This is a genomic window from Roseateles cavernae (assembly GCF_040187885.1).
Lineage (GTDB): Bacteria > Pseudomonadota > Gammaproteobacteria > Burkholderiales > Burkholderiaceae_C > Roseateles_E > Roseateles_E cavernae.
Genome location: NZ_JBDPLH010000001.1, coordinates 714073 through 726602, shown reverse-complemented (window position 1 = coordinate 726602; position 12530 = coordinate 714073). Strand labels below are relative to the sequence as shown.

At 66.3% G+C, this 12530-nt stretch carries 14 protein-coding genes; 4 read left to right on the top strand and 10 right to left on the bottom strand.

Translation table 11 applies throughout. The annotated features are described in order from the left end of the window. Window positions 1–8: 8 nt before the first annotated feature. Window positions 9–551 (bottom strand): RBBP9/YdeN family alpha/beta hydrolase, encoded by a 543-nt coding sequence (locus ABGI63_RS03550; RefSeq protein ID WP_432767371.1) that lies wholly within the window; start codon window positions 549–551, stop codon window positions 9–11. A gap of 45 nt (window positions 552–596) precedes the next feature. On the opposite strand from ABGI63_RS03550, the gene argC reads away from it, so the two are divergent. Together argC and ABGI63_RS03540 are read left to right on the top strand one after the other, a co-directional pair. Further along, window positions 597–1538, top strand: a complete 942-nt coding sequence (argC, locus tag ABGI63_RS03545) for an N-acetyl-gamma-glutamyl-phosphate reductase (protein WP_349741086.1) — start codon at window positions 597–599, stop codon at window positions 1536–1538. Then, the gene (locus tag ABGI63_RS03540) at window positions 1538–1972 is read left to right on the top strand and encodes a GNAT family N-acetyltransferase (protein WP_349741085.1); all 435 of its coding nucleotides are present in this window, start codon (window positions 1538–1540) and stop codon (window positions 1970–1972) included. The genes argC and ABGI63_RS03540 overlap by 1 nt, the downstream gene beginning before the upstream one ends. Before the next feature lie 13 nt (window positions 1973–1985). On the opposite strand, the gene ABGI63_RS03535 is transcribed toward ABGI63_RS03540, so the two are convergent. From ABGI63_RS03535 to mnmG, 4 genes are read right to left on the bottom strand one after another with little or no spacing between them, the layout of a single operon-like run. Then, window positions 1986–2747 carry a GNAT family N-acetyltransferase gene (locus ABGI63_RS03535; protein ID WP_349741084.1) on the bottom strand — a complete coding sequence of 254 codons (762 nt, stop codon included), beginning with the start codon at window positions 2745–2747 and terminating at the stop codon, window positions 1986–1988. Next, window positions 2747–3517, bottom strand: a complete 771-nt coding sequence (locus ABGI63_RS03530; RefSeq protein ID WP_137945373.1) for a ParA family protein — start codon at window positions 3515–3517, stop codon at window positions 2747–2749. Before ABGI63_RS03530 ends, ABGI63_RS03535 begins: the two co-directional genes overlap by 1 nt. A gap of 60 nt (window positions 3518–3577) precedes the next feature. Next, on the bottom strand, window positions 3578–4225 hold the full coding sequence (gene rsmG, locus ABGI63_RS03525) for a 16S rRNA (guanine(527)-N(7))-methyltransferase RsmG (RefSeq protein WP_349741083.1): 648 nt from the start codon (window positions 4223–4225) through the stop codon (window positions 3578–3580). Beyond that, the gene (mnmG, locus tag ABGI63_RS03520; RefSeq protein WP_349741082.1) at window positions 4215–6158 is read right to left on the bottom strand and encodes a tRNA uridine-5-carboxymethylaminomethyl(34) synthesis enzyme MnmG; all 1944 of its coding nucleotides are present in this window, start codon (window positions 6156–6158) and stop codon (window positions 4215–4217) included. The genes rsmG and mnmG overlap by 11 nt, the downstream gene beginning before the upstream one ends. 114 nt (window positions 6159–6272) lie before the next feature. Between mnmG and ABGI63_RS03515 the strand changes: the two genes are divergently transcribed. Then, window positions 6273–6527, top strand: a complete 255-nt coding sequence (locus tag ABGI63_RS03515) for a YkgJ family cysteine cluster protein (RefSeq protein ID WP_349741081.1) — start codon at window positions 6273–6275, stop codon at window positions 6525–6527. Between the two features lie 48 nt (window positions 6528–6575). Then, window positions 6576–7559 carry a Bug family tripartite tricarboxylate transporter substrate binding protein gene (locus ABGI63_RS03510; RefSeq protein WP_349741080.1) on the top strand — a complete coding sequence of 328 codons (984 nt, stop codon included), beginning with the start codon at window positions 6576–6578 and terminating at the stop codon, window positions 7557–7559. On the opposite strand, the gene ABGI63_RS03505 is transcribed toward ABGI63_RS03510, so the two are convergent. The 5 genes from ABGI63_RS03505 to ABGI63_RS03485 form a co-directional block, all read right to left on the bottom strand. Next, window positions 7546–7758 (bottom strand): DUF2061 domain-containing protein, encoded by a 213-nt coding sequence (locus tag ABGI63_RS03505; protein WP_349741079.1) that lies wholly within the window; start codon window positions 7756–7758, stop codon window positions 7546–7548. The genes ABGI63_RS03510 and ABGI63_RS03505 overlap by 14 nt on opposite strands. 93 nt (window positions 7759–7851) lie before the next feature. Continuing rightward, on the bottom strand, window positions 7852–9987 hold the full coding sequence (locus tag ABGI63_RS03500) for a peptidase domain-containing ABC transporter (RefSeq protein ID WP_432767383.1): 2136 nt from the start codon (window positions 9985–9987) through the stop codon (window positions 7852–7854). Between the two features lie 4 nt (window positions 9988–9991). Beyond that, on the bottom strand, window positions 9992–11230 hold the full coding sequence (locus ABGI63_RS03495; protein ID WP_349741077.1) for an HlyD family secretion protein: 1239 nt from the start codon (window positions 11228–11230) through the stop codon (window positions 9992–9994). Between the two features lie 59 nt (window positions 11231–11289). Next, on the bottom strand, window positions 11290–11457 hold the full coding sequence (locus tag ABGI63_RS03490; RefSeq protein ID WP_349741076.1) for a hypothetical protein: 168 nt from the start codon (window positions 11455–11457) through the stop codon (window positions 11290–11292). Window positions 11458–11568: 111 nt separating this feature from the next. Next, window positions 11569–12282, bottom strand: a complete 714-nt coding sequence (locus tag ABGI63_RS03485; RefSeq protein ID WP_349741075.1) for a helix-turn-helix transcriptional regulator — start codon at window positions 12280–12282, stop codon at window positions 11569–11571. Between the last annotated feature and the right edge of the window lie 248 nt (window positions 12283–12530).

The following is a 12530-nucleotide window of genomic DNA, read 5'->3' as shown; positions in this document are numbered from 1 at the left end:
ATTGTCGCTTATGACCTCAGAGAGGCCAGCAAGGCCTGACCCTCGGGCCAGTCGCTCAGGCCGGACTCACTGTTCAAATGGCCGCGCGGGCCAGCGATCACCAGCTCGGCACCCCAGTCGGCCGCCATCTGGCTGGCGCGTGCCGGATCGCAGTAGGGGTCGTCGCTGCTGATCACGGCGATGGCCTTGAAGGGCAGGCGCGGGCGGCGGATGGGCCGCCAGTTGTGCAGCTGTGGTGGCATGTGCTCGGCCTCGGTATCCGGTGGCGCGACCAGCAGGGCGCCGCGCACGCGGGCTGTGTGTTGAGAATGCTGGCTCCAGGCGGCCACCAGCTGGCAGCCCAGCGAATGGGCGACCAGCAGGGCGGGGCGCGGATCGGCCAGCAGCACCTCGTCCAGCCGGGCCATCCAGTCGCCGCGCCGCGGCCATTGCCAGTCGGCCTGCTCGACGCGCTGGTGGCCGAACTGCCGCTCCCAGCGGCTTTGCCAGTGATAGTGGTCGGAGTTCAGCCAACCGGGCAACAACAACACGCGTTCGTCAGACATCGTCATGCTTTATGCTTCGCTTCCTTTGTTGCTCATTGTGCTGGAGATGTCATGACGTACGCGGTGTTTGTGGATGGTCAAGAGGGCACGACCGGCCTGCGCATTCATGAGTATCTGGCCGCGCGTCGAGACATCGAGGTGCTGCGCATCGATGCCGACAAGCGCAAGGACCCGGCCGAGCGCGCGCGCCTGCTGAACGCGGCCGACGTCGCCTTCCTGTGCCTGCCCGACGCGGCCTCGCGCGAAGCGGCCGCGATGATCAACAACCCCAATACCTGCCTGATCGACGCCAGCACCGCGCACCGCACCGTGCCCGGCTGGGCCTTCGGCTTGCCCGAGCTGGCCCGCGACCAGCGCGCCAAGATCCGCGCCGCCAAGCGCATCGCCAATCCCGGCTGCCATGCCAGCGCCTTCATCCTGGCCCTGCGCCCGTTGGTCGATGCCGGCCTGCTGTCGCCTGATGCCCTGGTGTCGGCGACCTCGATCACCGGCTACTCGGGTGGCGGCAAATCGATGATTGCGCAGTACGAGGCCGGTGGCGATGCCAAGCTGGATTCGCCGCGCCCCTATGCGCTGGGCCTGGCCCACAAGCATCTGCCCGAGATGGTGGCCCACACCGGGTTGAAGACCGCGCCGGTCTTCATGCCCATCGTCGGCAAGTTCTACAAGGGCCTGGCCGTCACCGTGCCCCTGCATCTGAGCCAGCTGCGCGCTGGCGCCAAGGCCGAGGACATCCAGCAGGCGCTGGCGGCCCATTACGAAGGCGAGCGCTTCATTCGCGTGATGCCGCTGCGCGATGCGGCGACCCTGGAAGCAGGCTTCTTCGATGTGCAGGCCTGCAATGACACGAACCGGGTCGACCTGTTCGTGTTCGGCTCCGACACGCAGGTGCTGGTGATGGCCCGCCTGGACAACCTGGGCAAGGGCGCCAGTGGCGCGGCCGTGCAGGCGATGAATGTGCATCTGGGCCTGGACGAAGGCCTGGGCCTCTGATGCGCGCGACGCGGCAGTGGCGTCGCGATGACGCCGTGCCGCAATCGGCGCTGGAGGCGATCCGCGACGGCGTGATCAGCCATGGTCGCCAGCAGGCCCAGGGCAGCGATGCGGCCGATATTGCCTGTGCGCTGTACGAAGGCGAGGACTTGGTCGCCGGTGCCTGGGGCCGTACCGAGTTCCAGCGCCTCTATATCAGCTATCTGTGGGTCCGCGATGCTGATCGCGGCCAGGGCCTGGGTGGCGACTGCCTGCGCCAGCTGGAGGCCCAGGCCTTGCGTCGCGGTTGCGTCGATGCCTTGATCGAGACCCTGCTGGACGAGGTGGCCGAGATCTACGAGCACCTCGGCTACGCCTGCATCGCCCATGTCCACGACTTCGTGCCCGGTTTCACGCGACACACCTTGCTGAAGGTCTGGAAGCCGCGCGACTGAGCCGCGACCGCACTCAGTCCACGGCGTCCGGGTTGTCGCTCCGGTAGTGGTAGCGGTAGGCGAAGCTGAATCCCAGGCGCGCGTACAGGCGCTTGGCGACTTCATTGTCGCTGCCGACCTGCAGATAGGCCTGCGCCGCGCCCTGGGCCCTGGCGGCCTGCAGCAAGGCGCTGCACAGCTGCTGGGCATGGCCCTGGCCGCGCTGTTCGGGCGGCGTGAAGATGTCGTAGAGGCCGACGATATCGCCCTCGCGGACGAATTGCCCGCAGGCCAGCAACTGCCCCGCGCCACCCTGCAGCACAAAGCCCTGATAAGGCACAGCAGCGGCCAGCATGCGCTCAGCATGGGCAGCGATCGCGCCGGCACTGGAGCCGCGCAGCTCGCCAACGATCTGCGCGTAGCGCGGCGCATCGACGGCTTGCAGCCGCTGATGGACGGCCGGCAGCTCATCGAGCTGAGGGCGCACCATCACATCGGCCGGATCAAATTCGAACCAGCCCTTGGCTGCCAGCTGGGCGTCCAGATCGGCCGGCTGGCTGAAGGGGGTGATGCGCACGATCAGCGGCAGCTGGGCCGCATCGAAGGCCTGCCGGCACCGGCCCAGCAAGTGCTCCAGCGCGGTGCTGCCGGTGCTCAAGGCATTGACGCAGCGCGAGCGCTTGGCCTTGCCCGGTGACAAACGAATCAGCCAGCCGTCGACCTGGGCTTGCTGGGGCGGGGCGCTGGCATTGAGACCGGCCGCTTCGGCGCGACGCGCCAGTGCTTCGAGCCCCATCACATCGCCCCCACGCGGCGCACCATCTCCCGGGCGAACTCGACAAAGGCCTGCGCGCCCTTGGAGGCTGGGTCGAACACCACGCCCGGCAGACCGTAGCTGGGCGCTTCGGCCAGGCGCACATTGCGGGGGATCACACTGTCAAAGACCTTGTCGCCGAAATGGCTCTTCAGCTGCTCGCTGACCTGCTGCTGCAAGGTGATGCGGGGGTCGAACATCACCCGGAGCAGGCCGATGATCTGCAGGTCCGGGTTCAGATTGGCATGCACCTGCTTGATCGTGTTGACCAGGTCGGACAAGCCCTCCAACGCGAAGTACTCGCACTGCATCGGCACGACCACACCATGGGCCGAGCACAGGCCGTTCAGTGTCAGCATCGACAGCGAGGGCGGGCAGTCGATCAGCACGAAGTCGTAGTCGTCCTTGGCGGCGGCCAGCGCACCCTTGAGGCGGCGCTCGCGGCGCTCCAGCTCGACCAACTCGACCTCGGCGCCGGCCAGCTCGCGATTGGCGCCCAGCACGTCATAGCCGACCTTGTCGTTGCGCTGCTTGGCCTCGGCGATCGAGGCCGATTCCAGCAGCACGTCATAGACGCTCAACTCCAGTGCGCGCTTGTCGATGCCCGAGCCCATCGTGGCATTGCCCTGCGGGTCCAGATCGACGACCAGCACCCGCTGGCCGACCTGGGCCAGACCGGCCGCGAGGTTGACCGTCGTGGTGGTCTTGCCGACCCCCCCTTTTTGATTGGCAATGCAGAAGATTTTGGCCATGGTCTAGTTTTTCTCAGCAGGCAGCGATGGTAGCCCGGATGGGCGGGGCAAAAGCCCGGATCAGGCCCTAGGCTTGATCCAGATGAGACAACGCTGGGCATCGAGCCCGGGCACCTGCAGTTGTTCCACGTGAAACACATCCAGGTCGGAGGGCAGGGCCGCCAGCTCCTCGGCGGGGTGTTGGCCCTTCATCGCCAGCCAGATGGCATCGGACTTGAGGTGCTGACGGGTCAGCGTCGTGAAGTCCAGCAGCGAGGCAAAGGCGCGAGAGGTGATCAGATCGAATGGAGCGGTGTCCAGGGCCTCGACACGCGAGTGCTCACCGTGCAGATTCGGCAAAGCCAGCTCGGCAGCCACCTGCTTGATGAAGGTTGCCTTCTTGGCGACGGCATCGACACAGGTGACGTCGATCGACGGGTCGCAGATCGCCACCACCACACCTGGAAGTCCGCCGCCGCTGCCGACATCCATCATTCGCAGGGCCTGGCCTTTGGTGTGCCGGCGCAAGGCCGGGATCAGGCTGAGGCTGTCCACCAGATGCTGGGTCAGCATCGCCTGGGGTTCGCGCACCGCAGTCAGGTTGTAGACCTTGTTCCACTTCTGTATCAGTGCCAGATAGTCCAGCAGCTGATCGAGTTGCGTCTCGGTGAGCGCCAGGCCCAGTTCGGCGGCAGCACCGGCCAGCGCCGGCTTCATGTCATGCGGCATCAACGAATCCCTTGAATCGACCTTTTTTCAGATGGACCAGCAGCAGCGAGATCGCCGCTGGCGTCACGCCCGAGATGCGCGAGGCCTGGCCCAGGGTTTCGGGCTGGTGCTTGCTGAGCTTCTGGCGCACCTCGAAGGAGAGGGCCTGGACCTGGCCGTAGTCCAGTTCCGCCGGCAGCTTCAGGTTCTCAAAGTGGGCCGCGCGGGCAACGTCCTCGACTTGCTTGTTGATGTAGCCCGCGTACTTGACGCTGGTTTCGATCTGCTCGATGACGGCATCGGCCATCGTTGCGCCCAACTCCGTGGTCAACGTTTCACGTGAAACACCCGCTTCGGGTCGCGCGATCGAAGCGACTTCGACCAGCGTGTCAAACACCACGCCAGGCCGACGCAGCAGGTCGATGAAGTTGTACTCACGCTCCAGCGCCTTGCCGACCAGACGCTCGGCGTCGGCCGCCGGCAGAATGCTGGGATGGACCCAGGTCGACTTCAGCTTCTCTGTTTCACGTGAAACAGCATCGCGCTTGCGATTGAAGGCCTCCCAGCGAGCATCATCGACCAGACCCAGCTCACGGCCGGCCTCGGTCAGCCGCATATCGGCGTTGTCCTCGCGCAGCTGCAGCCGGAACTCGGCGCGGCTGGTGAACATGCGGTAGGGCTCGGTCACGCCCTTGGTGATCAGGTCGTCGACCAGCACGCCCAGATAAGCCTGCTCGCGGCCGGGCAACCAGGGGCCCTGGTCCTTGACCTGCAACGCGGCGTTCAGCCCGGCGAACAAGCCCTGGGCCGCCGCCTCCTCATAGCCGGTCGTGCCATTGATCTGGCCGGCGAAGAACAGGCCCTGGATCGCGCGGGTCTCGAAGCTGCTTTTCAGCTCGCGCGGGTCGAAGTAGTCGTATTCGATCGCATAGCCGGGGCGCAGGATGTGGGCGTTCTCCAGGCTGGGGATCGATTGCACTGCGGCCAGCTGGATGTCGAAGGGCAGGGAGGTCGAGATGCCGTTCGGGTAGAACTCGTGCGTGGTCAGGCCTTCGGGCTCCAGAAAGATCTGGTGGCTGTCCTTGTCGGCGAAGCGATTGACCTTGTCCTCGATCGAGGGGCAGTAGCGCGGGCCGACGCCCTCGATCACGCCGGTGAACATCGGGCTGCGCTCGAAGCCGGAGCGGATGATCTCGTGGGTGCGGGCCGAGGTGTGGGTGATCCAGCAGGGCACCTGCTGCGGGTGCTGATCGGCCGAGCCCATGAAGCTGAACACTGGCACCGGATCCAGGTCTCCGGGCTGCTCCTCGCATTTCGAGAAATCGATGCTGCGGCCGTCGATGCGCGGCGGCGTGCCGGTCTTCAGGCGGCCCTGCGGCAGCTTCAGCTCCTTGAGCCGGCCGGACAGCGAAACCGCCGGCGGATCACCGGCTCGGCCGGCGCTGTAGTTCTGCAGGCCCACATGGATGCGGCCGTCCAGAAAGGTGCCGGCCGTCAGCACGACGGCGCGGGCGCGGAACTGCAGGCCGATCTGGGTCACGGCGCCGACCACGCGGTCGCCCTCGACCATCAGGTCATCGACCGCCTGCTGGAACAGCCACAGATTCGGCTGGTTCTCCAGCCGGCGGCGGATCGCCGCCTTGTAGAGCACGCGGTCGGCCTGGGCGCGGGTGGCGCGCACGGCCGGGCCCTTGGAGCCGTTGAGGATGCGGAACTGGATGCCGCCCTCGTCGGTGGCGGCGGCCATCGCGCCGCCCAGCGCGTCGACCTCCTTGACCAGATGGCCCTTGCCGATGCCGCCGATCGAGGGGTTGCAGCTCATCTGGCCCAGGGTCTCGATATTGTGGGTCAGCAGCAGGGTCTTGACGCCCATGCGGGCGGCGGCCAGCGCGGCCTCGGTGCCGGCATGGCCGCCGCCGACCACGATGACGTCGAATTCCTTGGGGTAGAGCATGGGGAAGTGCCTCGATCAGGCGCCGAAAATGCCGGCGCGGGCAAACCCTGAATTTTACCGGGGGGCTGTGGATAAGTCACGGCTGGGGACCGCGAGGGCCGCGACAATATCGCGATGAAGTGCCGAGACCATTGCGCCGCCTGCTGCATCGCGCCGTCGATCAGCTCGCCCATACCCGGGATGCCGGAGGGCAAGCCCGCCGGTGTGCGCTGCATCCAGCTCGACGAGCAGGACGCTTGCAAGATCTTTGGCCGGCCCGAGCGTCCGGCCGTCTGCGGCTCGCTGCAGCCCAGCGAGATGATGTGTGGCGAAACGCGCGAACAGGCACTGCGCTGGCTGGGCTGGATGGAGCGCGAGACAGCGCCTTGACAGGCGGCAGGCCTAGACTGGCTCCACAACAACGATGGAGACAAGCCCATGCCCGTAGATCGCCGCCTCATTCTTCAATCCGGCCTGGCCGGTGCCGCCGGCCTGGTGGGCCTGCCGGCTGCCGCGCAGGCCGGCCCGTGGCCGAGCCGCTCGGTGCGTCTGGTCGTGCCTTTTGCACCGGGGGGCAGCAGCGAGATCGTCGCCCGCGCCACCGCCTTCGAGCTCAGCAAGACCCTGGGCCAGACCGTCTATGTCGAGAACAAGCCTGGCGGCGGCGGCAATATCGCGATGGGCGAGGTGGCCCGTGCCGATGACCAGCACACACTGATCCTGGGCCATATCGGCACCTTGGCGGTGAACCCCTTCATCTACGACAAGCTGCCCTTCGACACCAACAAGGATTTCAAGCCGGTGACCTTGCTGGCCAAGGTGCCCAGCCTCTATGTGGTCCATCCGGATGTGCCGGCCAAGGATCTCAAGGAATTCGTCGCGCTGGCACGCAGCAAGCCCGGCAAGCTCAACTACGGCTCGGCCGGCAATGGCAGCGCCGGCCACCTGGCTTTCGAATACCTGAAGATGGCCGGCAATCTCTTCATCCTGCACGTGCCCTATCGCGGCACCGGCCCGCAGCTGACCGATCTGCTGGCCGGCCGGCTGGATGCGGCGGCCGTCGGTGCGCCGGCCATCCTGCAATTCATCAAGACCGGCAAGCTGCGCTGCATCGCCACCGGCTCCAAGGAGCGCCTGCCCCAGCTGCCCGATGTGCCGACCGTGGCCGAACAGGGCTTCCCGGGCTTCGAGATGACGCAGTGGTACGGGCTGAACGCACCGGCTTCGATGGCGCAGGCCCATATCGACAAGCTGGCGGTCGAGGCCGTCAAGGCGATCCGCTCGGTCAGCGCCAGGGAGCGCCTGGCCACCGATGCCGCCGAGCCGGTGGGTAACACCTCCGCTCAGTTCGCCAGCTTCATCGCCCAGGAGCAGCAGCGCTGGAAGGCCGTGATCGCCCGCGCCAAGATCAAGCCCGATTGAGGCCGGAGAACTGAGTCAGACGCGGCAGGTGCTGGGCGATGCGGTCCCAGTGCTTGTCGTGGAAGTAGTGCATCACGGTGTTGACCATCGGTTCGACAAAGGTCACGGCGCCGGCGATCGCGACATCGCCGGTCAGCGCATAGGTGACGCCAAAGGCGGTGCCCAGGTGCAGGATGCCGAAGCTGGCGGTTTTGGCCATGGTGTTACCCCTATCGATGCCGAAATTTGGATAGGAGAATGCTAATGATTCCCATCTGGGCCGACCAGTTGAATCTGGCCATCGTGGCGATAGCTAGGCTTGGGCGCCCGGTGGTGGCACGCTGCGCAAGTCCTGCGCGACCCGGCCCTGCTGCAAGGTGATGACGCGCTGGGCCGCCGCAATCGTCTCCGGCCGATGTGCGATCACGATGCGGGTCAGCGGCAGCTGGCGCAGCGAGGCATTGACCTGGCGCTCGCGCTCCACGTCCAGCGCGCTGGTGGCCTCGTCGAGGAAGAGGAAGGCCGGTTTCTTGTACAGCGCGCGCGCCAGCAACACGCGCTGGCGCTGGCCGCCGGACAGGCTGGAGCCCATATCGCCGATCAGGCTTTCATAGGCCATGGGCATCGCGACGATGTCCTCGTGCACGCAGGCCAGTACCGCGCAGCGCTCGATCCAGTCCGCATCGGCCTCGGGGTCGAAGAAGGAGATGTTGTCGGCGATGCTGCCGGCAAACAGCTGGTCGTCCTGCATCACCGTGCCGATGCGCGCGCGCCAGTCTTGCAGGCCGATCTGCGACAGCGCCTGCTGGCCGAGCCGGATCTCGCCCGATTGCGGCGCATGGATGCCCAGCATCAGCTTCAGCAAGGTGGTCTTGCCGCAGCCCGAGGGGCCGACGATGGCCACCGACTCGCCGGCCTCGATGTGCAGGCTGCAGCCGGAGATCACCTCGGGCTCGCCGTCGGCATAGCGGAACGACACCTCGCGCAGCTCCAGCGCCGCCGCCTGCTCGACCGGGCGGGGCAGGGCGGGGGCCTCGTTCGGCTCGGGCGCGGTCAGCACGATATCGGCCAGACGCTCGCCCTGCAGGCCCAGCATCTTCAGGCTCACCGCCTTGTCGATCAGCGCGCTGATGCGCAGGCTGAACTGTTCCTTGTAGGCCATGAACGCGAACAGCATGCCCACCGACAGCTGCCGGTCCAGCACCAGCAGCGCGCCCAGCCAGATGATGATGACGCGCTCCAGCCCGAACAGCAGCTTGTTGGCCACGCCCATGCCTAGCTCCAGCCGGTGCGTGCCGAGCAGGGCGTTCATGGTCTCGACCACCAGATTGGCAAAGCGCGCGCTGCGGTCGGCCTGGGCATTGAAGAGCTTGACGGCCTGGGCCCCGCGCAGCGATTCCAGGAAGTGGCTGGTCTGCCGCGCCTCGTGCACCAGGGCTTCTTCCGAGGCCAGCCGCAGCGGCCGGAAATAGACCCAGCGCAGCAGGCCATAGGCCAGCACGGCGGCCAGCGCCACCAGGGCCAGACGCGGGCTGTAGATCCACATCATCACCAGCGTGATCAGCACCATCAGCCCGTCCAGCAAGGCCTCGATGAAGTGGGTGGTCAGCGTCTGCTGCATCTGCTGCACGCTACCGAAGCGCGACAGGATGTCGCCCAGATGGCGCTTCTCGAACCAGGCCAGCGGCAGGCGCAGCAGATGGGTGAACACATTGCTGAGCCACTGCAGGTTCAGGCTGGCCGAGAGCTGCAGCACGGCCCAGGAGCGCAGCGCACCGATGCCCACCTGCAGCAGCACCAAGAGGCCGAAGCCCAGGCCCAGCGTCACCAGCAGGTCGTGGTCGGCGCTGACCAGCACCCCGTCCACCACCCATTGCATGAAGAAGGGCGACAGCAGCACCAGCAGCTCCAGCGCCAGCGCCAGCGCCAGGATCTGGGCCAGCGAGCGCTTCAGCCCGGTGATGCGGCCCAGGAGCTGCTGCCAGCGTATCTTCGGCGGCGCCGGCTTGGGCGCGAAATCGGCACCGGGCCGCAGTTCCAGCACCACGCCGGTGAAGTGGCGCGACAGCTCGGCCAGCGTGATCCAGCGCTGACCGGCCACCGGGTCGTGCAGCAGCGCCCGGTCGCCGCGCACCTCGGCCAGCACGACGAAATGCTTGAAGTCCCAGTGCAGGATGCAGGGCAGCTGCAGCTGGGCCAGATGCTCGGGTTCGGCGCGCAAGGCACGGCTGGCCAGGCCCAGCTGGTCGGCCATCCGGACCAGGTCGGCCATCGTCGCGCCCTTCAGCGACAGCGAGAAGCGCCCGCGCAGCTCGGCCAGATCGCAGCGCTGGCCATGGAAGCTGGCCACCATCGCCAGGCAGGCCAGTGCGCATTCGGCGCCCTCGGTCTGCAGGATCAGCGGCAGCCTGGAGCGCCGGCCCAAGCCCAGGTGCAGGCGGTTCAACAAGGACTCAGACACGTCGGGCCAGGCTCAGCAAAGGTTCGAAAATCCACTCGATCAGGCGGCGCTTCTCCAGCAGCACATCGGCATCCAGCTGCATGCCGACCGCCAGCGGCTGTTCCTGCCCGTAGGCGGCCACCGACTGATGTTCCAGGGCAACGGTAATCCGGTACAGCGGCTCGTTGCCGCTGTTCTCGCCCAGCGGCAGAGCCGCCAGATCCTGGCTTGCCAGCGGGGTGCGCGAGACCTGCAGCACCCGGCCGTGCTGATGACCGAAGCGCTGATAGGGGAAGGCCTGGTAGCGCAGGCGCACGGCCTGCTCGGGGCGCACAAAGCCGACCGCGCTGGACGGCGCATACAGATGGGCCAGCATCTGGGTATGCGCCGGCAGCACCTGGGCCAGCGCCGTCGAGGGGTTGACCGGCTGACCCGGCTCGGCCTGCACCGTGCTGACGACGCCATCGGCGGGCGCGCGCAGGATCAGCCGGCGCCGCGCCTCGGTCTCCAGGCCCAGCGCCTTCAGGCTGGCCAGGTCGCGGGCGATCTGGCCCTGCTGCACCTGGCTGCGCAAAGGCAGCTCGCGCGCCTCGGCCTGCAGGGCCAGCAGATCACGCTGCGAGGCCTCGCGCTCGCGCGCCAGGTTCTGGGCCTGGGCCTGGGCCAGCAGCAGCTCCTGGCGCTTGTTCTGCAGCAGGGTGTCGGAGTAGAAGCCCTGCTGGCGCAGCGCCTCATGCTTGCTCAGATCCTCGCGCAGCAGGCGCAGCCGTTCGGCATAGGCCTGCGCCTCGACGGCGGCGGCCGCCAGCTCCCGCTGCAAGGTGGCGATGCGTGCCCGCAGGCTCTCGTCCTGCTGGCTGGCCAGGCGGCGCTGCTGCTCGGCTGCCTCATTCAGAGAAAGTTGGCGCTCGCTCAGGCTTTGTGCCACACCCTCGCCGGCACCACTGGCGGCGTCCAGGCTCAGCACGAACAGCACATCGCCGGCCTTGACGGCCTGGCCCTCGCTGACCTGGCGGGCCAGCACCGTGGCCGACTGCGGCGAGCTGATGCGCAGCACGCCGCGGTCGGGCACCAGATAGCCGGCGACACGGGCCTTGCGGCTGTACTCGGCCGTGCACAGGAAAGTGACGACCAAAAAAACACTGCCCACGGCAACGGCCGTGAGCAGCTTCAGCGAAAGGGGCCTGAGAAGTTGAATGCTGCCAAGCCAGGCTTGTTGCTGGCCGGCCAGCGCCTCTTTACGAAACAGCATTCAGACTCGGCAAAACTGATGCCCGCTCACGCGAGCCGATGACAGCGAAAACTTGTGACTTACCAGGTGTTCTTGGGGGCCTGGGTGGACAGAGTCTGTGCGCCCCAGGTGTTCTTCGGTGCACCGCCGCTGACCAGATGCAGCAGGCTGGCGTCGATTTCGCGAGGCGCTGCCAGCTTGTCGTTCGACAGGGTTTGCGACGGGGAAACTTGCTTTTGATTTTGCATGACCGGCTCCAAATTCGTTGAAGTGCGAGGAAGTGCACAGAACGAATTTGAGCAGCAAGAACATTCATGAGTAACTGTCAACTCTTACAGTGGGGGATGTACGGCAGCGTGCTAGCGTATTAGGCCTAAGCGCAACGCTTTGAGAACGGCTTGATGCTTGTTATGGCTACCCAGCTTGTGCATCGCGTTATTGATATGCAGCACTGCCGTCCGCTCGGTGATGCTCAATATCGCGCCGACCTCCCAGGCCGTCTTGCCCTCCATGGTCCAGCGCAGGCACTCGAGCTCGCGCGGCGTCAGCTTGGGCGCGTCCAGCTGCTGCTCCGGCGGCAGCAGCACGCGCATCGCCGCGTCCAGCGCATGGACGGCAAACAGCTGCAGATCGGCCACCAGCCGGGTCAGCTCGGTGGTGTCCTTGGGCAAGGCCTTGTCGCGGTCCACGCCCAGCACGAAGTGCCGCCCCTCGGGCAGATGCAGGGCCAGGCAGATGCCGGTGCGGTAGCCAAAGCGCGCCTGGGTTTCCCACAGGTCCGTCGCCTCATGGCGGACATAGGTCTGCCTATCCCAGACGATGGGCACGCTATGGCGCTTGCAATGCTGCATCACCGGGTCGATCCGGCCCAGCTTGGGATCATTCAATGCGTCATTAAAGCCGGGCGGGCAGTTGTCGATAGCAATGAACTCGGATTTTCCGATTGCATGGTCGACCACGGTGATCGCAGAGAAGGTCTCGAACTCCAAGGCTTCCGTGAAGCGACTGATCTCCCCGCGAAATTCATCACGGGTTCTGGCTTCGAGCACCGACTGGTAACCGCCCTGCAGCATCTAACTTGTTTCCAATGGCTTGACCGGGCCGCAGCTGCGACGCCGGACGTCATATCCCTGACAAGGTTTACAGCTAGCGATTTACGTTGCCCGTCAGCAAACTGGCAACACCCAGAACGCTTGGTTCCACAACCGCACCCGAAAATCTATAGACAATGACTCCAGCTTGGATTGTGTACGCATGGCCGCGAATTTTGTGTGAGGCGGAACGCGCACCGCGTCTGCATTTCGCGCATTTAAGCACCCGG

Excerpts from the sequence above, each read along its gene's own strand:
- ABGI63_RS03550 (WP_432767371.1), bottom strand. The coding sequence starts at position 551 with ATGACGATGTCTGACGAACGCGTGTTGTTGTTGCCCGGTTGGCTGAAC.
- argC (WP_349741086.1), top strand. The coding sequence starts at position 597 with ATGACGTACGCGGTGTTTGTGGATGGTCAAGAGGGCACGACCGGCCTG.
- ABGI63_RS03540 (WP_349741085.1), top strand. The coding sequence starts at position 1,538 with ATGCGCGCGACGCGGCAGTGGCGTCGCGATGACGCCGTGCCGCAATCG.
- ABGI63_RS03535 (WP_349741084.1), bottom strand. The coding sequence starts at position 2,747 with ATGGGGCTCGAAGCACTGGCGCGTCGCGCCGAAGCGGCCGGTCTCAAT.
- ABGI63_RS03530 (WP_137945373.1), bottom strand. The coding sequence starts at position 3,517 with ATGGCCAAAATCTTCTGCATTGCCAATCAAAAAGGGGGGGTCGGCAAG.
- rsmG (WP_349741083.1), bottom strand. The coding sequence starts at position 4,225 with ATGCCGCATGACATGAAGCCGGCGCTGGCCGGTGCTGCCGCCGAACTG.
- mnmG (WP_349741082.1), bottom strand. The coding sequence starts at position 6,158 with ATGCTCTACCCCAAGGAATTCGACGTCATCGTGGTCGGCGGCGGCCAT.
- ABGI63_RS03515 (WP_349741081.1), top strand. The coding sequence starts at position 6,273 with ATGAAGTGCCGAGACCATTGCGCCGCCTGCTGCATCGCGCCGTCGATC.
- ABGI63_RS03510 (WP_349741080.1), top strand. The coding sequence starts at position 6,576 with ATGCCCGTAGATCGCCGCCTCATTCTTCAATCCGGCCTGGCCGGTGCC.
- ABGI63_RS03505 (WP_349741079.1), bottom strand. The coding sequence starts at position 7,758 with ATGGCCAAAACCGCCAGCTTCGGCATCCTGCACCTGGGCACCGCCTTT.
- ABGI63_RS03495 (WP_349741077.1), bottom strand. The coding sequence starts at position 11,230 with ATGCTGTTTCGTAAAGAGGCGCTGGCCGGCCAGCAACAAGCCTGGCTT.
- ABGI63_RS03490 (WP_349741076.1), bottom strand. The coding sequence starts at position 11,457 with ATGCAAAATCAAAAGCAAGTTTCCCCGTCGCAAACCCTGTCGAACGAC.
- ABGI63_RS03485 (WP_349741075.1), bottom strand. The coding sequence starts at position 12,282 with ATGCTGCAGGGCGGTTACCAGTCGGTGCTCGAAGCCAGAACCCGTGAT.